Consider the following 20,244-nt stretch of genomic DNA (forward strand, 5'->3'; position numbering starts at 1 on the left):
TAAGGTTGTTTATCGAAAAAGAGGATATATTTGTAAAAGCGAATTTTTGATAAAATAAACTTCATATGCGTTTCCTCTCTATCTTCATTCTTTTTTTATCGTTGCAAACTGTAAAGTCTCAAAATCAGTTTGTTCCGGACGATACACCTTATAAAACAGCCTTAGAAACTGCAAAACTGCAAAACAAACCGCTTTTTGTAATGCTTTATGCGGATTGGTGTCCGCATTGTAATCAAATGAAAAAAGAAGTTTTTACTGATCCAAATGTTATGGCTTTCCTGAAGGAAAATTACGTTTGCGCCTGGAAAAATATTGAAAAAGAAGAAGGAATTGCTTTAAAAGACAAGTACAATACCAAATCGCTGCCTACTTTCTTGTTTATTGATCCAAATACGGAAACACTTTTGTACGCTTTAAAAGGTGAAATGAAAACTCCCGAATTTATGACGGAAGTTAAGTATGCTTTGAATTCAAAGATGCAATTGCCTTATTTAGAAAAAGAGTTTCTTGCAGATCCCAGTAATTCGACTAAGTTTTTCACCTATTTGAATACCTTAAAAAAAGGAAAAGACAGAACTGATTTATCAATTCCGACACATATTTATCTTAACACACAATCTGACGAACAATTAGTGAGCGAAACCAATTGGCGTATTATCGCAAATGGTGTTACGGATATAAAATCTAGGGAATTTCAATATGTTTTAAAACACCAAAAAGAGTTTGCTGCCGTGGCTTCTCAAAATCGTGTAGATCGTAAAATAGAAAGTATTGTATCAGAATTACTTCGTCCTTATGTTGACAATCTGGACACGATCAACTACTACAAACAAAGGGAAGTTGCAAAATCTATTAAATTGCAAAAAACAGATTCTCTAGTTTTTAAGTTTGATTTGACTTTGGCAGAAAGAACGGAGAAATGGCAGTTTTATAAAAAAGTAACCCTTGAAGATACACAGAAACTGGTTTGGAATGACGCGAGTTTTCTAAAAGAAATTGGGCAAACTTATTTGAAACATATTTCTGATGCCGAAAGTTTGAAAAAATCTATTTTCTGGGTTAAACATTCTTTAGAATTAAATGATTCTTATGATGGAAACTTGCTTCTGGCAAGGCTTTACAATAAAATTAAAGATAAAAAACTAGCTTTGCAATACGCCAAAGACGCCAAGGAAATTTGTGCCGAAATGACCTGGAGTACCAAAGAAGTTGATATTTTACTAGCGGAACTCAACACTAAATAACACTAACAAAAAATAGCCACGAATTCACGAATTATTTTCTATTCTTTAAATTAATTTTTGAATTCGTGGCAAAAAAACAATTAATACCATGAGCCTTATACTTAGACCTGCAACTACAAACGACTTAGGGAAAATTCTGGAGATTGTAAATCATTCTATTTTGCATACAACAGCAAACTATAGTTATGAAGTTCAAACTCTTGAAGTTCAAACAAAATGGTTTGAAGATAAAAAAGCCAAGAATCTACCTATTGTTGTAGCTGATTTAGATGGCGAAGTGGTTGGTTTTGGTAGTTATGGACAATTTCGCGAGAAAATTGGTTATCAATATACGGTTGAGCATTCTGTTTATGTGGTCGATAATGTGATAGGAAAAGGTATTGGATCAAAATTATTAACGGAGTTAATTCGATTGGCAAAAGAACAAGGTTTACATGTTATGATTGGTGCTATTGATGCCGATAATACAGGAAGTATTGCCTTTCATGAAAAATTTGGATTTGTTGCTACCGGAACAATTCGCGAAGTAGGTTATAAATTTGATCACTGGCTTGATCTTGTGTTTATGCAATTGATATTGAAGTAGATTACGAGATTATTTTACCGCAAAGTTTGCAAAGATTTAATTTTACTTAACGCATAGAAAGCACAAAGTTCGCAAAGCTATATCTACACAAAGCTTTGCGAACTTTGCGATTAAATATTTATATTGCATAAAATCTATTTTAAAATCTGAACATTAATTCAATTGAAACAAAATTACAACTTAGAAAAAGGATATTTAAAAGTTAATGAAATCCATGAGATTTATTATGAAGTTTGTGGAGTTGGCGAACCTTATTTATTTGTACACGGTGGTCCTGGCGCAGGATTTTCAGAGAAAGACAAACGCTTTTTTGATTTTGAAAAGCATAAAGTTGTTTTTTTTGACCAAAGAGGAGCATCAAAAAGCAAACCTTTTACATCCATCGAGCAAAATACAACTCAAGATCTTGTTGATGATATTAACTTGCTTCTCTCCTATTTGAAAATAGAACGCATAAATATTTTTGGAGGTTCTTGGGGAACGGCTTTAAGTCTTGTGTTTGCAATTCAGAATCCGGAAAAAGTGAAGAGCCTTTTGTTAAGAGGGCTTTTCTTAGCTAATAAAACAACAATCGATCACTTTGTTGGCGGAGGACTTAAAAAAGAATATCCAAAAGAATGGAATCGCTTTATAAATAATGTTCCGGCAAATAGCACTCTTACTATTTCGGCTTATTATCTTGATCAAATGTTAAACGGAACTCTTGAAAATAAGGAGTTTTATTGTTATGAATGGGCATATTATGAAATATCGATTTTCAAGAAAGGGATTCAGGAAAATGAAATTGACACGATTTTAAAAGAATTTCCGTACTATTCTTTATCGATAATGGAAGCACATTATTTAAGTAATAATTGTTTTCTTGAAGACAATTATATTCTGAATAATTGCAAAGTATTAGAAACTATTCCAACAATTATAATTCATGGTAAAAATGATGCTATTTGTCCTGTTGAATATACGGAGGAATTTCATCGTCATTTAGAAAATTCTACCTTATATATTGAAGACGCCGGACATTCAGATTCTGAACCTGAAATTGAAAAACGAATAATTACCGTTTTAAATGATTAAGTATCATATTATTTATCTATCTACAAGAAAAGATAAGCTAAAAAAAAATCCACAAACCTGAATTACTCAGATTTGTGGATTTTTTTTAGATACTTATAAATTAGCTTTTAATCCAGTTTATTACTTCTGGTTCTGTTACTAAAGTTTTTGGTTTAATCACTTTTACTAATTCTCCTTTTTCGTTAATTAAGTATTTTTGAAAATTCCATTCAACTTCAGAATCTTGTAAACCGTTTTTAGATTTTTGAGTAAGGAATTTGTAAACGTCGCACATATCATCGCCTTTTACAGAAACTTTATCCATCATAGGAAAAGTCACGCCGTAATTTTGTTGGCAAAACGTTTCAATTTCTTTGTTTGTTCCCGGTTCCTGAGATGCAAAATTATTCGCAGGAAAACCTACAATTACAAAACCTTTGTCTTTGTACTCTTTGTAAACAGCTTCAAGATCTTTGTACTGAGGTGTTAATCCGCATTTTGAAGCGGTATTAACAATCAAAATTTTCTTTCCTTTTAAAGATGCAAAATCAAATGGATCTCCTGATAAATCTTGTACTTTAAATTGATAGATTGTTTCTTTTGTCATGACTTTATCTGTTTTAGATACTTTAGTTTTACTTGTTTGCGCCTGAAGTTGAGAACTCAGGAAAAATACCACACTACAAGCTATAAATACTGCTTTTTTCATTGTTTAATTTTTTATAAATTTAGTTAAAATCTCTCTCACAGAAAGTTTTTGCTTCTATTATTTTTATTAAAGAATAGTTAAAAAAAATGAAGCCTAACGTTAATCAGACGTTAGGCTTCCCCCCATACAAACAAATCAAACCATGAATTAATTATTATGCTTTTATGCAATTTCTTTAAATTATAGTTGATGCCTCGGTTATAGTGAATTTCTTTTAATGAATTCCATTGTTCTCAATTACTGAATTATTCTTCTATGGCGTTGATTGTGACTAGTTTTCTTTATTGGTATAAGAGTGTAATTTTGAACATTGTAATCCTTCTATTAAAAAATTTTCGGTTGGAAGTCCGAGGACATCAACTATTATATATCTTTAATTTTTTAAGTTTTATTTTTTAGGTCCGAAGAAATATTCTCAGACAAATGATAACAGTTTAAAATTTCTTTTCTAAATTCTTCTTTTCCGAAATTGGTAAGCGCAAGAACGGTCGTTAAAGCAACAATCAGTATTTTTAAATTATTTATGTTATTCATGCCTTTCCGTTTTTTTTATTGAAATTTCACCTTACTATTTCTTTAAACAAATGTTAAAATTTACAAACTCAACAATCCTTAATAAGCTTCTAATAATCAAACAAAAAGCTTCTTTTTTTGTTTTCTGCTATTTTACTAAATAATCATTTCATGTTATAATAGCATTTACGTAATTGGATTGCTTTTGGTTTTAAAAAAATGAAAAAAAATTAAACTTTTTTTTTAATCCCTTGTTTTACTAGGGTTAGGACTATTAAAAAAAATCTAATTTTACCGAAAAAATAATTTATCTTTATCTCAAGTAATGAAATAATGTTTAATATTTTTTGTTTAAACTTTAAAATCCAAATCTATGAGTCAAGAAGAATTGTTAGTTTTAATTTACAAGAAAGACGAAAGAGCTTTTACGCATTTGTACGATATGTACTCTAAAAGCTTGTTTTCGGTGATCAATGTTCTTATAAAAAATCGAGAAGAAGCTGAAGATGTTTTACAGGATGTTTTTGTTAAAATCTGGAAAAACATCGATTCTTATAATGAAAGTAAGGGCCGGTTTTATACCTGGATCCTTAATATTGCTAGGAATACTTCGATCGACAAGCTGAGATCTAAAAATTATAATAACAGCCAAAAAAACCTTTCATCAGATAATTTCGTAAATCTGTTAGACGACAGTAACAAACTCGTTAATAAAATTGATACCATTGGTATACAAGAATTTGTAAAAAAATTAAAACCAAAATGTATCGAAATTATCGATTTGTTATTTTTTAAAGGATATACCCAACAAGAAGCTTCAGAAGAATTGGCAATGCCTTTGGGAACTATCAAAACGCAAAACAGAAACTGTATTAACGATTTAAGAAATTATTTAAAAATCTAATGGAAGCACAAGAATATATTGAATCAGGAACTCTAGAACTATATGTTTTTGGTCTGTTGACCGAAGCTGAAAATTTAGAAATAGCCGAAATGGCGAAAAAGCATCCAGAAATGGATCAGGAAATTATTGCGATCGAAAAAGCTATTGTAGCTTTATCATCGAGCTTCTCACCTTTTCACTCAGTAGCAAATTTCGAGAAGATAAAAGCTCGTTTAGATTTGAAGCATGGCAAAGTTGTCGACATGAAACCAGCTTCGAGCTGGGCACAATATGTGGGCTGGGCAGCTGCCGTACTATTACTTTTAGGTCTGGGTTACCAAACATTGGAACTGACAAAAACAAAAGACGCAATCGCTACTGTTGGAACTGAAAAAAGTAAAATCGAAAAAGATTATGCTTTCTTAGATCAACAAAATAAGCAAACTGAGAAGAGTTTAACCATTGTGAGGGACATCAAAAATACGGGTGTAACGCTGGGCGGACAAGCGGTTTCTCCAAATTCATTTGCAAAAGTGTATTGGAATAAAGATACCAAAACGACATATATCGATGCTGCGGGTTTACCAAAACCTCCAAAAGGAATGGTTTATCAGGTTTGGGCTTTAAAATTAAGTCCTGTATTGACGCCAACAAGCATTGGTTTACTGGCTGACTTTGAAGGAAATTCGCAAAAAATATTTGCTGTAGATCAAACACAATCTGCTGAGGCATTTGGAATTACATTAGAGCCTGCCGGTGGAAGTTTAACACCTACAATGACACAATTATATACTTTAGGGAAAGTTTAAAACTAAGCTGTTCATAAAACTTAAAACGCATATTATATTTTAATATGCGTTTTTTTGTTATTTTTAGTTCAACTAACACCAAAACAAACTATGAACGGAACTTTACTTTTGAGAATTGCAGTGGCAATTATTCTTTTGACTCATTCTCTTTTCGGGATTTTTGATAATGGAATTAATGATTTTGGAAATTTATATCTCAACCAAATTGGCTTTGCTCCTTTTGGCGTTTTTCTTGCCTGGAGTATTAAATTATCGCATGTCATTGCCGCTGTGCTTTTAATCTGGAATAAATATATTAAGTTGGCTGGATTTGTAACGATTTTCGTTCTGATTATGGGTATTATTTTAGTTCACTTTAAGGAAGGTTGGTTTGTTGTTGGCGGCGGACGAAATGGTGTTGAATATAACTTTTTGCTTATTATTGTTTTGTTGGCGATTATGTATCCTAATGGAATTAAAAAAGATACTGTTTAGATTTTCTCATTGTAATAATTAATATTGAAATACCACAAAAATGGAAATAATTTGCAAAAACTGTAAACATGTTTTTCATGGACAATTCTGCAACAATTGTGGACAAACGGCTGATACTCACAAAATAAATACCCACTTTTTGTGGCATGATATTCAACACGGATTATTGCACTTTGATGCCGGAATTCCGTATTCTATAAAACAGTTATTTACCAGACCCGGACATTCGATAAGAGAATTTATTGAAGGAAAACGTGTTAAACATTTTAAACCTCTGTCTTTAGTTGTGGTTCTGGCAACATTATATGGTTTGTTATACCACTATTTTCACATTAATATATTTGCAGATTCTGACAAAACAGATTTTGATTACGATAAATTTAATGAATGGATGGCGACACATTTTTCGTGGACAACAATAGCGACCATACCTCTTTATACCATTGGAACTTATATTGCTTTTAGAAAACAAGGTTATAATTTTATTGAATATTTTGTGCTGAATACTTTTAAGGCTTCGCAAAGAATCTTTGCACAAATCGTGATGTTTCCTATTTTATTTTATTCAAATAGTGCATCGCATCTTCAGATGTATTCAAATCTAACTTATGCAATTGGCATGATATTGATATTTTGGACCAATATGCAGTTCTTTAATAAAATCTCAAAAACCAAGGTGTTCTTTTTAACGCTGTTAAGTCACGTCTTGTTTTTAATTTGTTTGAGTCTGGTTTTCATTCTGGTTTTTGGAATAAAATTATTACTGTAATATTTTAAAGGATTTTAAGTTTTCTTTGTTTCAGGTTTCAGGTTTTTTTTTATTCTACAACTTCTTTTAGAAACGAGTGTCCTAACCCTGATGAAAACGGGCATCCTTTTATGGCGTCCCGTCCCGAAGTTTCGGGATCGGGCAAGTCGTTAAGTTAAGCCTTTAAAAAATAAAATTATTACAGATCAAATCCGTTTTTATCCGCGTTTTTACAAAGTATATCTATTTTATCCGCGTCAAAATTAGACGCTGATGTTACTGATTCGCTAAAGCGAAAACGCTGATAAAAACGGATTTTTCTAATTACTTTCTGATTAAACTGTTAAGTAATTTTATGGTTTTCTCCCTTAACTTAATGACATTGGGTTTCGCGAGCCATAAAAGATATAGTGAACAGCAGGAAATAGCTCCTGATATTTATTGTTATCGAAATTTATATAAATAAAAAAGGTTCAACATGACGTTGAACCTTTTTTGTGAATTAATAATTACTTGTAACTATCTATTTTTTAACCTTTTTAGTTTTATAATATTTGCGGTATTTTGGATATGTTACTATTCCAATTAACGAAATTGTTCCTAATGAATAATAAACCCAGCTTAATGAATGTGCTTCTCCGCTTGCGTAAGAATGCAGTCCAACTAAGTGGAAGTTTACTCCGTAATACGTAAACAAAATCGATACAAAAGCATACATAGTCATCAAGTTGAAGAACCATTTTCCTCTTAATGAAGGAACAAAACGAGCGTGAATTACAAACGCATAAATCATAATAGAGATTAAAGCCCAAGTTTCCTTTGGATCCCATCCCCAGTAACGTCCCCAGCTTTCGTTTGCCCATTGTCCTCCAAGGAAGTTACCAATAGTTAACATGATCAAACCAATCGTAATTGACATTTCGTTGATATAAGTAATCTCTTTAATGTTTAGTTCCATTTTGGCTTTGTTTTTCTCATTGGTAAAGAAAATCAATATCAGGGACACAAAACCTAAAATCATTCCAAGTGCGGTAGGCCCGTAACTTGCCACAATAACGGCAACGTGAATCATTAACCAATATGAGTTAAGAACTGGCTGCAAGTTTGCAATTTCGGGATCAATCCAGTTGGCGTTTGCTGCCATGAAAATCATCGCCGTCACAAATGCCGCAGATGCCACTGTAAGTTTTGATTTTCTATCAAAAGCCAATCCAAAGAACATCGTTGACCAAGCCACATATACAATTGCTTCATAAGCGTTACTCCAAGGTGCGTGACCTGAAATGTACCAACGTGCGATTAATGTTACTGTATGAAGTGCGAATATTAAACCTATCAATATATGGAAACCATTTACCGTGATCCGTAGCCATTTTTTATCGAAAAAGATACTGAAAAGTGTAAAAATCAACATAAAGATTCCTGAAAGAGAATACCAGTAAAACATTTTTGGTAAAATATTATAGGTATTATAAGCAATTTCAAGGTCAATTTTTTGCTCACTTGGACGTACTTTACTTCCAAATTTCTTTTGGAAACCGTTGATACTTTCTACTAATTGATCTGCGGTTTTAAAATCTTTAGAAATAGAACCATTGTTTAATGCGCTGAAATATAAAGGCAGAATTTGCTTTACATAAGTAGAATCCATTCCTTTTAATCCCGCGTGATCTAACTCTAAATAAGAAATCCATTTGTTGTTTGGATCGTTTGGAATTGGGAAAATTCTCAAAATACTTCCGCTCAATGCCGATTCCATTAAGTTTACTTTTTTATCTGCTTCAATAAAATCTTTCTCAAAACTATTTGGATTTCCTGCTTTGTAAGCAGCATCTAAATAAGGTGCAAGTTTGTAATTTCCGTTTTCATCAAAGAACTTTACAAAAGGTGCTAATTTCATCCCCTTTTCAATACCAATAATTTTACGAATACTATCATCTTTTGTATTAAGATAAATAAGCGGAACCTGTATCCAAACCTGAGCATATTGCGTCATAGACAAAAATACCTGATCAGAATTCATTCCGTTGTATGTATCGCTTTGACTTACTTTACGAAGCAATTCAGATGAGAACGTATTAATAGGCTTCATTCTACCTCCGGCATCCTGAATAATCAAACGTCCAAATTTGGCAGCGTGCGCTTCCGGGGCTTTATAAATAGTCAATAAAGAGTCTAATTGTTTCTGGCTTGGCGCGGCAGTTACGTGATTAGCGTGATCGTTAGGATCTGCTGTATGATCGTGACCCGGCGTATGAACGTGTGGCGCCTGAGCAAAACCGCTCAAACCGATCATTAACACCAAAATGGTAATTAATTTTTCTTTTTTCTTTTTTACAACTTCTAACTTGCGTTTCAAATCTGCAAAGCGAGAATGTTTTGTGAACATAATTGCCATTAATCCAAAAAACAACATGAAATAACCTAAATAAGTGATTGATGTTCCCCAGAAATCATGGTTCACAGACAATACAGTTCCTTTTTCGTCCGGATCAAATGAAGATTGAAAAAATCTGTATCCTTTATAGTCTAATACGTGGTTCATGTAAATACGGGCATCAAATGTTTCTGTAGAATCCTGAACGGTTACTTTGCTTTCAAAAGAAGAATAACTTTTTTCTGTTCCGGGATATTTTGTTGCGATAAAATCGTTCAATTTTACTTTAAATGGTAAAATATAAGCCTTACTTCCGTAGAATAAACTATATTCTATATTACCAATTTTTACGGTTTGAGGCTCGCCTACGCTTCCTTTAGAACCTAAAAGTCTTACCTCTTTTTCCTGTCCGTCAGCTTTAACTTTTACAATTAAGGCATCGTGATGAGATTTGGCTTTATAATCGTTATTCGATTCATAATCAACAATTCCTTTTACGGCAGGATCTGGAAATACAATTCTAATATCGCCAATACTGTATAACGAACGCATCATAAGCGGCTGCACATTATCTTTGGTTACAACTCCTTTTAATTTATCTGCCATTCGCATAAATTCCCCTTCAAAAGGAGTTTGAATGGTATATTTATCACCTGTTGTATTGATATTTATCGCTCCGGCTGTTTCTTTATTTAAGGCAAATAAAACATTATGGATATTTTGAACTTCACCCTCTTTCAGGAAATGTTCTTCACGCCCGCCAGCGCCGGCTTCCACTAATTTTAAGTATAAAGTTCCGTTTGCAGCTGGTTTTATTGTTTCTTTTGCTCCCATGATATAGTTAACGTAAGTCACTTCAAAAGGAGTTTCATCAAATTTGCCTGAAAGCGTAAAATCGTTATTGGTAACTGGCGAAAACAATAGGTTTTTCTCAAAAACTCTACGTTTCATTTCGCCTTTGTATTCTCCGTCTGCAAAAACAGTTAAGAATGTTTTATCTGAAAAAATTTGATTTTCGGCAGCACCCTCACGAATTGGCATCATGCCTTCGTAGCTGATATAACGTGTAATAAATGCTCCTAAAAGAATAAAAATAAAAGCAATATGAAGTATTAACGTTGCCCATTTTTCTTTTTTATGTAGCTGATAACGTTTGATGTTTCCGAAGAAATTGATCATAAAAAAGACCATTATCGCTTCAAACCACCAAGTATTGTAAATTAAAATTCTGGCTGTATCAGTATTGTACTTACTTTCGATAAAAGTTCCAACACCCATTGCGATTGCAAATGTTAAAAAAAGAACAGACATTAAACGTGTAGAAAACAAAAAAGAGAATATTTTTTTATCCATTTTTAGGGAATTACATTGTATAAAAGTGCCACAAAAGTACTTAAAAATGTTGAGTTCCAATATTTGTAATTTGTTAATAAAAACTAAAAACGGAATGGTTTTTTGCTAGAAGTTCCAGTAATGACAGGAATATATTTACAAATAAAATTCAATTGGTTGATCTTTTTGTTTTTCAATATATTTTTATATGTTTGTGTAATCGATTACAATATCAATTTATCGTTTTTACAGCTTTGTTATTGAAATGTTAATAGAAATCAAAGCTAGAATTTAAGTAAAAGACATAATTAACAATATTATAGAACCTAAATAATGAATCTAAAAACTAAGTCGGCAAACCTATTATATCTTATTCTGACAGCTTTATTATTAAACTGTTCAGATGTTTTGATTGCTCAAAATTCTGCAGCTAATTATCAGGGCATTGAGTTTAAGATGAACAAAGTAAAAGAACCAATTATCCCGAAAAACACCGTAAATATTAAAGATTTTGGTGCTGTAAATGGTGGTTATGTTTTAAATACAAAGGCTTTCGCCGATGCCATAGATGCACTTACAAAAAAAGGCGGCGGAAAAGTAATTATTCCACCGGGAATCTGGCTTACGGGTCCAATTATCTTAAAAAGTAATATCGAATTGCATGCTGAAACGGGTTCTTTAATAAAATTCTCGACAGATAAAACCTTATATCCTATTATAGAAACTAGTTTTGAAGGCTTGAATACCTGGCGCTGCATCTCTCCTATTTATGGCAAAAATCTGGAGAACATTGCTTTTACAGGAAAAGGTGTTTGGGACGGTTCGGGCGAAGCCTGGAGACAAGTTAAAAAAAGCAAACTAACAGACGAACAATGGAAAAATTTTGTGGCTTCCGGTGGCATTCTTAATGAAAAAAAAGATTCTTGGTATCCATCTGAACAATATTTAAAAGGTTCTAAAGGCGCAGATCAAAATATTCGTTTAGATCTGAAAACCAAAGAAGATTTTGAAGCCATTCATGATTTTCTGCGTCCGGTATTGGTGAGTATTCAAAATAGTAAAAGGGTACTATTTGACGGACCAGTATTCCAGAATTCACCTGCGTGGAATATTCATCCTTTGATGGTTGAGGATTTAATTGTTCGAAATATAACCGTCAGAAATCCTTGGTATTCTCAAAACGGCGATGGTCTTGACGTAGAATCCTGCAAAAATGTGATTATAGAAAATTCCAGTTTTGATGTTGGTGACGATGCGATTTGTATTAAATCAGGAAAAGATAAAGACGGTCGCGATCGTGCTGTTCCGTGTGAAAATATTATCGTGAGAAATAATATTGTTTATCACGGACATGGCGGCGTAACCGTTGGCAGTGAAATGTCTGGAGGTGTAAAAAACCTTCATGTTTCCAATTGCACTTTTATGGGAACTGATGTTGGTTTACGCTTTAAAAGCACACGCGGACGCGGAGGAATTGTGGAAAACATCTATATCTCGGATATTTTTATGACTGATATTCCGTCGCAGGCAATTTCTTTTGATCTTTATTATGGAGGAAAATCTATTGCAGAAACCCTGGCAGAAGGCGGAAATAAAATTAATACCAAAATGGTTCCTGTAAATGAAGAAACACCACAATTCAAGAATATTTCGATAAAAAATATTACGATAAGAGGCGCGTATCAGGCTGTTTTTCTACAAGGTTTGCCTGAAATGAATCTTCAAAACATTGAAATTTCCAATTTGATTGCAAAAGCAGAAAATGGCTTTTCTATTATTGACGCTGACGGAATTAAAATTAGCAATATCAAACTAGACATCGAAAAACCAATGGTATTTGATATTTATAACGGAAAAAATATGTCGTTTAAAAACATCCAATTTAATTCGACTTCAGATAAAGCGATTTCTATTAATGGAGAGTATTCTAGAAATATTGAATTTATTTCGTCTCCAAAATTAGATTTTCCGAAAATTACTGTGATTAATCAAGTTGTGCCAAAAGATGCTGTGAAATTCTAAAGAAATAAGAATCAATACTCTAAACCCGTTGTTTGCAATTAATCGGAATTAATTAACTGCAATGGGTTTTGAATTTCTATTAAATTTAAAATAAATTTCCTGTCAAAAACAGATTTTAAGCCAAAGACAAACGAATCAAAAGCAATCTACATTAAAAAAAATAATGCTAATTTTGCGCTATGACTCGAATAACGATAATTGGTTCCGGAAATGTTGCACAGCATTTGATAAAAGCTTTCACTAAAAGTGATGCTATTGAAATTGTTCAGGTTTTCTCGAGAAAAAAAGAAGCGCTGGCTTCCGTAATTAATTTCGAAAAAATTGTAAGCGATTTTGAGGAAATAATCGAAGCCGATTTATACATTATCGCGGTTTCTGACAAAGCTATTTCGGAAGTTTCCAAGCAATTACCTTTTCAAAACCGAATTGTGGTGCATACTTCGGGAGCAGCTTCAATTGAAACTTTAGATCCAAAAAACAGAAAGGGAGTTTTTTATCCCCTGCAAACATTTTCTAAAAGTAAAGCGATCGATTTTTCAACGGTTCCAATGTGTTTGGAGGCTGAAAACACCTTTGATTTTCGTGTTTTAGAAACTGTGGCTAAAAGTATTTCAAATGCTGTTTTTCCAATTAATTCAGATCAAAGAAAAGCTTTGCACGTTTCGGCTGTTTTTGTGAATAATTTTACGAATCATTTATACCAAATTGGACAGGAAATTTGCACGGAACATCAGGTTCCATTTGAAGTTTTAAGACCTTTGATTCAGGAAACGGCTGAAAAAATAAAAACTCTCGATCCAATTGATGCCCAAACCGGACCTGCAAAACGCAATGATTCAACTACAATTGAAGCGCATTTGGAGTATTTAACAAATGAAAATCAAAAGAATATATACAAACTACTAACGCAATCTATACAAGATAATGGCAAAAAGTTATAAAGAAATAATGAATGATATTACAACATTTGTTTTTGATGTTGATGGCGTACTAACAGACAGTTCGGTTTTTGTAACCAATGAAGGAGAAATTCTTCGCACGATGAATATTCGTGATGGTTATGCAATGAAAGCAGCTGTAGAAAGTGGCTATAATGTTTGCATTATTTCTGGTGGAAGCAATGAAGGCGTTCGCATAAGACTGCGCAATCTGGGAATAAAAGACATTCATTTGGGAACTCCGGACAAAGTTGCGACCTTTAAAGAATATACCGATACTTACAATATAAATCCTGAGCAAGTATTATATATGGGAGACGATATTCCTGATTTTCATGTAATGAAATTAGTAGGTTTACCAACTTGCCCACAAGATTCAAGTCCTGAAATCAAGAATATTTGCCGTTATATTTCGCATGTAAAAGGTGGAAAAGGTGCTGCACGTGATGTAATCGAGCAAGTAATGAAAGTGCAAGGGAAATGGATGGAACATTTTAGTGGGAAACACGATTAGTTTTCAGTTTTCAGTCGCAGTTTTCAGTCGTAAAACGAGACTGCATATCGCGACTGAAAACGGAATACTGAATACTGAATACTGAATACTGAATACTGCGACTGTGACTGAAAACTAAAAAAAGCCTCAAAAAAAATGAACTTTCTCAAACTTATTCGTTATAAAAACTTACTGATGCTTGCTTTTATGCAGGTTTTGTTTCGTTACGCCTTTTTAAAACAGCAAAATATTCCGTTGGCACTATCAGATCTTCAATATGGATTATTGGTTCTAAGCACTGTTTTATTGGCTGCCGCGGGTTATGTAATCAACAATATTTATGATGTTGCAAGTGATACAATCAACAAACCGCAAGATGTTGTAATTGGTAAAGGGATTTCTGAAACCGTTGGGTATAATATCTATATTGGGCTGAATATTACGGGTGTTGCTATTGGTTTTTATTTATCAAATGTGATTTTAAGGCCCGGTTTTGCAACTATTTTTATTCTGATTGCTTCCATGCTTTATTTTTATTCTACAACTTTAAAGCAAATTATGATATTGGGTAATTTTGTGGTGGCTTTAACTTTAGCATTAAGCGTTATTATTATTGGTGTTTTTGATATTTTTCCGGCAACCAATTCTGAAAATCAGGCACAAATGGCTAGCTTATTTTCGATTCTGACTGATTATGCTTTGTTTGCTTTTATGATAAATTTTATTCGGGAAATAGTTAAAGATATCGAAGATGTAAACGGCGATTATAACCAAGGGATGAACACATTACCAATTGCAATTGGAATTAGCAGAGCCGCAAAAATAGCTTTAGGATTTGCTATTATTCCGTTTATTTTATGTTTGCTTTACATCAATACTTATTTTCTACAGAACAATCTTATTTTCGTTACACTATATGCTTTTGCTTTTGTTCTAGCTCCGTTATTGTACTTTATCGTTAAGATATTTGGAGCAAAAACGCCAAAAGAATTTCATCATTTGAGTACCGTTTTAAAACTAATTTTGTTTTTCGGAATTTTATCAATTCTGGTTATCACCTTAAATATTCGTTACAATGCTTAAAGAAAAACTAAAAAAATACACGATAATTCTAGCTTCCGGATCTCCAAGAAGACAACAGTTTTTTAAAGACTTAAATCTTGATTTTAAAATTAGATTAAAAGACATCGAAGAAATATATCCTCCTGAATTAAAAGGTGTAGAAATCACCGATTATCTGGCCGAATTGAAAGCAAATGCATTTGAAGGAGAACTAAAAGAAAACGAAATTTTAGTGACTAGCGACACGATTGTCTGGCACCAAAATAAAGCGTTAGGAAAACCAAAAAATGCTGAAGAAGCTTTTGAGATGATTAAATCAATGTCGAATGCAACACACGATGTAATTACATCGGTTTGTTTTAAAACAAGCACTGCTTCTACCCTTTTGCATGATATTACAAAAGTTACTTTTAATGATTTATCAGATGAAGCTATTTTATATTATATAGAAAACTACAAACCTTATGATAAAGCCGGTGCTTACGGAATTCAGGAATGGTTTGGTTTCATGGCAGTTGCAAAAGTTGAAGGTTCTTATACCAATGTTATGGGATTGCCAACAGCTAAAGTTTACGAATATTTGAGTACTTTAGTGTAAAAATTTATTTATGTTTTCTTTCAAAGAATATAGCCAGGAAATACTTAGCACCGTAATTATTCTATTTGCTTTAGTCGCATTAAGAGTTATCATTGCTAAATTAATCCGCCGCTATGCCAGCTCAAGTCAATTATTAGAACATCGAACTAATTTGGTAATAAAGTACATTCATGTCTTAATGAATATATTGGTTACGATTAGTCTGATCGTGATTTGGGGCGTTGAAACGAAGGATATTTTTATAACTGTTTCATCGATTGCAACCGTTATTGGCGTTGCAATGTTTGCACAATGGTCTATTCTGAGCAATATTACTTCGGGAATGATTTTGTTTTTTTCGTTTCCATTTAGAATTGGAGATACTATAAAAATTCATGACAAAGACTTCCCTATTGAAGCAGAAATTGAAGACATTAGCGCTTTTCATGTGAACTTAAAAACTAAGGAAGGCGAAAAAATTATTTTTCCAAACAATTTATTATTACAGAAAGGCATTTCAATTATGCCGGCACATTACGAAGACAAGGAGTTTTTTGACTAATTTCTGAATGGGAATTTTATAAGCTAAAAGAAAAAAGCTAAAACGTTATTACTGAAATAAAGTATAATATTTGTTTAGACAATTTTAGTTTACCAAAAACTCTTTAAAAAATGATTCAGCCAATTAAGTTGCCTTTCTATGCAAAAATTTCCTGCATACTCATAAGTTTGATTTCTTTTGCCTATATCTTTTGCATTGCAAAAGATATTATTACACCAGTATTAATGGCTTTTCTATTTGCTGTTTTATTGCTTCCGGTATTTACATTTCTGAAAACAAAATTCAAGTTTCCAAGACATCTCGCTGCAATAAGCTGTGTTCTGATATTTGCTGCTTGTATTGTTGGGATATTGGTTTTTATATCTTATGAAGTAACGGATATGGCGAATGATTTTGATACCATAAAGAAAAATGCAAATACTTTTATCACTGATATTCATAAATTTATTAAAGATAATTTTCATGTAAGCATTGGTGAGCAAAAAAAATATCTGGATAATGTGACGAAAGATTCTGTCCAAAACGGAAAAGCTACAATAGGTTCTGCAATTGTTTCGATTAGCGACTTGCTTTTGGATTGTACCATTATACCAATTTATACTTTTTTGTTTTTATTATATAAAGATCACTTTATACTGTTTCTTGCAAAATTAATTGATAAGGAAAACCACGGCATTCTTAAAGACATTTTATCTCAAATAAAAGTATCTATAAACAATTACATCGTCAGTTTAATTATTGAAATGATAGTTGTCTCCGTATTAACGAGTTTAGGGCTTTGGATTATTGGTGTAAAATACTTTATTCTGTTAGGATTAATAACAGGAATTCTAAATGTTATTCCTTATATCGGGATATTGATTGCTGGTATTATTACTGTTTTGGCTTCTTTAACAGGTTCTGCAGAAACCTCTATTATTCTTGGAATTCTTATTGTAAATATCATTGTACAATTAATTGATAATAATCTGATTGTACCATTAATTATCAATTCTAAAGTCGAAATTAATGCTTTTGTATCGATCATCGGAATTATAATTGGTGGCGCTTCTGCGGGAATTTCAGGGATGTTTTTAGCAATTCCGCTTTTAGCCATTTCAAAAATTATTTTTGACAGAATAGAATCCTTAGAAGCCTGGGGTTATGTGATGGGCAATCATATGCCCAAAAGATTTACTTGGAGAATAAGGAAAGTTAAAGCCGAAAATTAAAAATAGAATCATTTATTAAATTTAAGCATATAATTTTCTTACCTTGATCTTAGAATCATTTGTAAGCCTGTCAAAAAACTCCTAAATGTTTATAAACCGAAAAATAGTTGTCTTCATTATATTATGCTTTTGCTTACAAAGCACGTATGCTCAGGTTAAAGAGGAGAAAAAAGACAGTACCGAAATTTACAAGAGAATTAGAAATTATTCTAAAAAAAATAAATTTACCCAAACCCTTCATAAACTTTTTTTCAAAGCAAATAAACCTCGAAAAAAAGAGGAATTACTGGTTACTGATACGACAAATTATAACGGAAAGATTATCCGAAAAATAACGATCATAACCTTAGATCCTTTTGGTCATTCTATTACAGATACGACTCAGGTACCTAAAAACTGGGGAGAAAGAACGGGAAACCGATTGCACTTAAAAACAAAAAAAATAGCTATTTATAATCTTCTGCTATTTAAAAGAAATACGACTTATAATAGTTATAAAGTACAGGAATCTGAACGTTTAATTCGTGCTCAAAAATACGTTACAGCGGTTCGAATTTCGAATCAGCTTGTCAGTACAGCATCAGATTCTGTAGATGTTACGATTCGGGTTTTAGATTCCTGGAGTACGATTCCTAAATTTTCTATATCGAGTAATCAGGTTTCGGTTGGTTTTAAAGAAAAAGACTTTTTTGGCAGCGGTCAACAACTGGAATATCGATTTACAAATAGATTTGATGATGGTCGAAATGCCAATGAAGCAACTTATACAGTCCCAAATATCAAAAATACGTACATCAAGACCATATTAAATTATAAAATAGATCTTGATAATAATTATACCAAAAGTGTCAATATAGAAAGAGATTTTTATTCTCCTTTAACAAAATGGGGCGGCGGTATTTATGTGGGGCAAAATTTCAGACAGGATACTTTGCAAGCTCCCGATTTGACTTATGCTTATCAACCGTTTAAATATAATTTCCAGGATTTTTGGGCAGGAAAAGCGTCAAAGGTTTTTCAGGACGAAACAAACGGAATTACAAACCTGATTGTTTCTGCGCGATTTATGAATGTGAATTATAGTGAAGCTCCTTCTGAGGTCTACGATCCTACTCATTATTATTCGGATGAAAAACTAATTCTAAGCGGAATTGGAATCAATACCCGTAAATTTATAAAAGACAGCTATATTTTTAGAAATGGTCAGACTGAAGACGTTCCAATAGGAAGGATTTACGGAATTACGCTTGGTTATCAATATAAGAATACGATGTGGAGGCCTTATGTAGGTGCTCAGTTTTCATTTGGAAATTATTATAAATGGGGATTTTTAAGTACCAATTTTGAAGCGGGAACTTTCTTTCATGATTCAAAAACGTATCAAACGGCCTTTTTATTTGAGTCAAATTATTTTACAAAACTCTTTACTATAGGAAAATGGAGATTAAGACAATTTGTTAATCCTGAAATAGTTATAGGCGCAAATCGTGAAAATGTAATTTCGGACCAGCTTAATATCAATGAACAAAATGGTTTAGCAGGTTTTAATAGTCCTGTTTATGGAACTAACAAAATGGTTTTGTCCTTGCAAACGCAGACCTATTCGCCCCATGCGCTTTGGGGATTTCGTATGAATCCATTTTTCAACTATTCTATTGCTGTATTGGGAAGTCCAAACAATGCTATGGGACGAAACAAAGGATACTCAAAAGTGACTTTAGGTTTATTGATCAGTAATGATTACTTGGTATTTAGTTCGTTTCAGCTTTCCTTGTCATATTATCCGACAATTCCTTATCAGGGAGATAATGTATTTAAAACCAATACGTTTGAAACTACTGATTTTGGTTTGCAAAGTTTTGAGCTGGCAAAACCAAGAATTGTCGAATATAAATAATTAGAAAAAACTTTAATTATTTTATAAATTCTATAGTTTTTAAAACTAATTAAAAATCAATAAATTACAAATACAGTAACACAACAACACTCGTTAAAGCGCAACATTTATCCGACGAAATACATTTCATTTTCATTTTTGGCACAGTATATGAATATCACTATACAGAAGAATATTAAAACTAACAAAAATGAAAACAATAAGATTAGCAATCGCCGGATTATTCCTTTTGGTTGCAAGTGCCACACAAGCCCAAGTATCAATAAATGTAAATATAGGAACTCCTCCATCATGGGGACCTGCAGGATATGCAGAAATGGAATATTACTATTTACCGGATATCGAAGCGTATTATGATGTAAGAGCTTCTCAGTTTATTTATTTTGGAGATGGAAGATGGGTTAGAACAACTTATTTGCCAAGACAATATAGAAACTATGATTTGTACGGAGGTTATAAAGTAGTTTTGAACGATTACCACGGTAGAACTCCTTACGCTTATTTTGATCGTCACAGAGCAAGATATTATAAAGGATATCATGGAACACCACAAAGATGTTACCAACCAAGACCAGTAGCATATGGTTATAACGATCGTCATGATAATCGTAGAGATTACAAACATTATGACAAAAAACGTTATGATAAACACGATAGAGACGACAGACACGATGATGACCATGATCATGATGATCACCGTGGCCACGGAAGAAGATAATAGAATTGCTAAATAGCTAGCTTTCAGCATAAAAGA

19 protein-coding genes are annotated in these 20,244 nt (G+C 32.5%); 16 read left to right on the forward strand and 3 right to left on the reverse strand.

From position 1 onward, the window contains the following. Positions 1–65 precede the first annotated feature (65 nt). The 3 genes from EAH81_RS18845 to pip all read left to right on the forward strand — a co-directional run bounded on the left by EAH81_RS18845 (position 66) and on the right by pip (position 2,904). Positions 66–1,244 carry a thioredoxin family protein gene (locus EAH81_RS18845; RefSeq protein ID WP_140510032.1) on the forward strand — a complete coding sequence of 393 codons (1,179 nt, stop codon included), beginning with the start codon at positions 66–68 and terminating at the stop codon, positions 1,242–1,244. Between the two features lie 88 nt (positions 1,245–1,332). After that, positions 1,333–1,830: a GNAT family N-acetyltransferase gene (locus tag EAH81_RS18850; protein ID WP_140510034.1), complete on the forward strand. Its 498-nt coding sequence runs from the start codon at positions 1,333–1,335 to the stop codon at positions 1,828–1,830. Positions 1,831–1,992: 162 nt separating this feature from the next. After that, entirely contained in the window at positions 1,993–2,904 is a 912-nt protein-coding gene (gene pip / locus EAH81_RS18855) for a prolyl aminopeptidase (protein ID WP_161595831.1), read from the forward strand. Positions 2,905–3,004: 100 nt separating this feature from the next. Here the strand turns inward: pip and EAH81_RS18860 are convergent, their stop codons facing one another. Further along, complete coding sequence (locus EAH81_RS18860) at positions 3,005–3,592, reverse strand: glutathione peroxidase (protein ID WP_140510038.1); 588 nt, start codon at positions 3,590–3,592, stop codon at positions 3,005–3,007. Positions 3,593–3,973: 381 nt separating this feature from the next. Further along, a complete protein-coding gene (locus EAH81_RS27510; protein ID WP_161595832.1) occupies positions 3,974–4,126 on the reverse strand; it encodes a hypothetical protein in 153 nt (50 codons plus the stop codon). Between the two features lie 352 nt (positions 4,127–4,478). Between EAH81_RS27510 and EAH81_RS18865 the strand changes: the two genes are divergently transcribed. From EAH81_RS18865 to EAH81_RS18880, 4 genes are all read left to right on the forward strand, one after another. Further along, positions 4,479–5,009: an RNA polymerase sigma factor gene (locus tag EAH81_RS18865; protein ID WP_140510040.1), complete on the forward strand. Its 531-nt coding sequence runs from the start codon at positions 4,479–4,481 to the stop codon at positions 5,007–5,009. After that, positions 5,009–5,797, forward strand: coding sequence for an anti-sigma factor domain-containing protein (locus tag EAH81_RS18870; protein ID WP_140510042.1), 789 nt, complete (start codon positions 5,009–5,011; stop codon positions 5,795–5,797). The genes EAH81_RS18865 and EAH81_RS18870 overlap by 1 nt, the downstream gene beginning before the upstream one ends. Positions 5,798–5,887: 90 nt before the next feature. Then, the gene (locus tag EAH81_RS18875) at positions 5,888–6,271 is read left to right on the forward strand and encodes a DoxX family protein (protein ID WP_140510044.1); all 384 of its coding nucleotides are present in this window, start codon (positions 5,888–5,890) and stop codon (positions 6,269–6,271) included. A gap of 40 nt (positions 6,272–6,311) precedes the next feature. Next, a complete protein-coding gene (locus tag EAH81_RS18880) occupies positions 6,312–7,040 on the forward strand; it encodes a DUF3667 domain-containing protein (protein WP_140510046.1) in 729 nt (242 codons plus the stop codon). A gap of 502 nt (positions 7,041–7,542) precedes the next feature. Here EAH81_RS18880 and ccsA read toward each other — a convergent pair. Continuing rightward, the gene (ccsA, locus tag EAH81_RS18885) at positions 7,543–10,749 is read right to left on the reverse strand and encodes a cytochrome c biogenesis protein CcsA (protein WP_140510048.1); all 3,207 of its coding nucleotides are present in this window, start codon (positions 10,747–10,749) and stop codon (positions 7,543–7,545) included. 312 nt (positions 10,750–11,061) lie between these two features. On the opposite strand from ccsA, the gene EAH81_RS18890 reads away from it, so the two are divergent. The 9 genes from EAH81_RS18890 to EAH81_RS18930 all read left to right on the forward strand — a co-directional run bounded on the left by EAH81_RS18890 (position 11,062) and on the right by EAH81_RS18930 (position 20,208). Continuing rightward, positions 11,062–12,750 (forward strand): glycoside hydrolase family 28 protein, encoded by a 1,689-nt coding sequence (locus EAH81_RS18890; protein WP_140510050.1) that lies wholly within the window; start codon positions 11,062–11,064, stop codon positions 12,748–12,750. Positions 12,751–12,929: 179 nt separating this feature from the next. After that, complete coding sequence (locus tag EAH81_RS18895) at positions 12,930–13,691, forward strand: Rossmann-like and DUF2520 domain-containing protein (RefSeq protein WP_140510052.1); 762 nt, start codon at positions 12,930–12,932, stop codon at positions 13,689–13,691. Continuing rightward, on the forward strand, positions 13,675–14,202 hold the full coding sequence (locus tag EAH81_RS18900; protein WP_140510054.1) for a KdsC family phosphatase: 528 nt from the start codon (positions 13,675–13,677) through the stop codon (positions 14,200–14,202). The genes EAH81_RS18895 and EAH81_RS18900 overlap by 17 nt, the downstream gene beginning before the upstream one ends. Positions 14,203–14,337: 135 nt before the next feature. Further along, on the forward strand, positions 14,338–15,264 hold the full coding sequence (locus EAH81_RS18905; RefSeq protein WP_140510056.1) for a geranylgeranylglycerol-phosphate geranylgeranyltransferase: 927 nt from the start codon (positions 14,338–14,340) through the stop codon (positions 15,262–15,264). Next, positions 15,257–15,841: a Maf-like protein gene (locus EAH81_RS18910; RefSeq protein ID WP_140510058.1), complete on the forward strand. Its 585-nt coding sequence runs from the start codon at positions 15,257–15,259 to the stop codon at positions 15,839–15,841. Before EAH81_RS18905 ends, EAH81_RS18910 begins: the two co-directional genes overlap by 8 nt. Positions 15,842–15,851: 10 nt before the next feature. Continuing rightward, positions 15,852–16,382, forward strand: a complete 531-nt coding sequence (locus EAH81_RS18915) for a mechanosensitive ion channel family protein (RefSeq protein WP_140510060.1) — start codon at positions 15,852–15,854, stop codon at positions 16,380–16,382. 110 nt (positions 16,383–16,492) lie between these two features. Next, the gene (locus tag EAH81_RS18920) at positions 16,493–17,593 is read left to right on the forward strand and encodes an AI-2E family transporter (protein WP_140510062.1); all 1,101 of its coding nucleotides are present in this window, start codon (positions 16,493–16,495) and stop codon (positions 17,591–17,593) included. A gap of 85 nt (positions 17,594–17,678) precedes the next feature. Continuing rightward, positions 17,679–19,490, forward strand: coding sequence for a hypothetical protein (locus EAH81_RS18925; protein WP_140510064.1), 1,812 nt, complete (start codon positions 17,679–17,681; stop codon positions 19,488–19,490). Between the two features lie 190 nt (positions 19,491–19,680). Continuing rightward, positions 19,681–20,208 carry a hypothetical protein gene (locus EAH81_RS18930; protein WP_140510066.1) on the forward strand — a complete coding sequence of 176 codons (528 nt, stop codon included), beginning with the start codon at positions 19,681–19,683 and terminating at the stop codon, positions 20,206–20,208. Positions 20,209–20,244 lie beyond the last annotated feature (36 nt).

Source organism: Flavobacterium pectinovorum (assembly GCF_006438875.1).
GTDB classification, from domain to species: Bacteria; Bacteroidota; Bacteroidia; order Flavobacteriales; family Flavobacteriaceae; genus Flavobacterium; species Flavobacterium pectinovorum_A.

Excerpts from the sequence above, each read along its gene's own strand:
- EAH81_RS18860 (WP_140510038.1), bottom strand. The coding sequence starts at position 3,592 with ATGAAAAAAGCAGTATTTATAGCTTGTAGTGTGGTATTTTTCCTGAGT.
- EAH81_RS18875 (WP_140510044.1), top strand. The coding sequence starts at position 5,888 with ATGAACGGAACTTTACTTTTGAGAATTGCAGTGGCAATTATTCTTTTG.
- EAH81_RS18865 (WP_140510040.1), top strand. The coding sequence starts at position 4,479 with ATGAGTCAAGAAGAATTGTTAGTTTTAATTTACAAGAAAGACGAAAGA.
- EAH81_RS27510 (WP_161595832.1), bottom strand. The coding sequence starts at position 4,126 with ATGAATAACATAAATAATTTAAAAATACTGATTGTTGCTTTAACGACC.
- EAH81_RS18845 (WP_140510032.1), top strand. The coding sequence starts at position 66 with ATGCGTTTCCTCTCTATCTTCATTCTTTTTTTATCGTTGCAAACTGTA.
- EAH81_RS18910 (WP_140510058.1), top strand. The coding sequence starts at position 15,257 with ATGCTTAAAGAAAAACTAAAAAAATACACGATAATTCTAGCTTCCGGA.
- EAH81_RS18850 (WP_140510034.1), top strand. The coding sequence starts at position 1,333 with ATGAGCCTTATACTTAGACCTGCAACTACAAACGACTTAGGGAAAATT.
- EAH81_RS18880 (WP_140510046.1), top strand. The coding sequence starts at position 6,312 with ATGGAAATAATTTGCAAAAACTGTAAACATGTTTTTCATGGACAATTC.
- EAH81_RS18920 (WP_140510062.1), top strand. The coding sequence starts at position 16,493 with ATGATTCAGCCAATTAAGTTGCCTTTCTATGCAAAAATTTCCTGCATA.
- EAH81_RS18890 (WP_140510050.1), top strand. The coding sequence starts at position 11,062 with ATGAATCTAAAAACTAAGTCGGCAAACCTATTATATCTTATTCTGACA.
- EAH81_RS18930 (WP_140510066.1), top strand. The coding sequence starts at position 19,681 with ATGAAAACAATAAGATTAGCAATCGCCGGATTATTCCTTTTGGTTGCA.
- EAH81_RS18870 (WP_140510042.1), top strand. The coding sequence starts at position 5,009 with ATGGAAGCACAAGAATATATTGAATCAGGAACTCTAGAACTATATGTT.
- EAH81_RS18905 (WP_140510056.1), top strand. The coding sequence starts at position 14,338 with ATGAACTTTCTCAAACTTATTCGTTATAAAAACTTACTGATGCTTGCT.
- EAH81_RS18900 (WP_140510054.1), top strand. The coding sequence starts at position 13,675 with ATGGCAAAAAGTTATAAAGAAATAATGAATGATATTACAACATTTGTT.
- EAH81_RS18895 (WP_140510052.1), top strand. The coding sequence starts at position 12,930 with ATGACTCGAATAACGATAATTGGTTCCGGAAATGTTGCACAGCATTTG.
- ccsA (WP_140510048.1), bottom strand. The coding sequence starts at position 10,749 with ATGGATAAAAAAATATTCTCTTTTTTGTTTTCTACACGTTTAATGTCT.
- EAH81_RS18925 (WP_140510064.1), top strand. The coding sequence starts at position 17,679 with ATGTTTATAAACCGAAAAATAGTTGTCTTCATTATATTATGCTTTTGC.
- EAH81_RS18915 (WP_140510060.1), top strand. The coding sequence starts at position 15,852 with ATGTTTTCTTTCAAAGAATATAGCCAGGAAATACTTAGCACCGTAATT.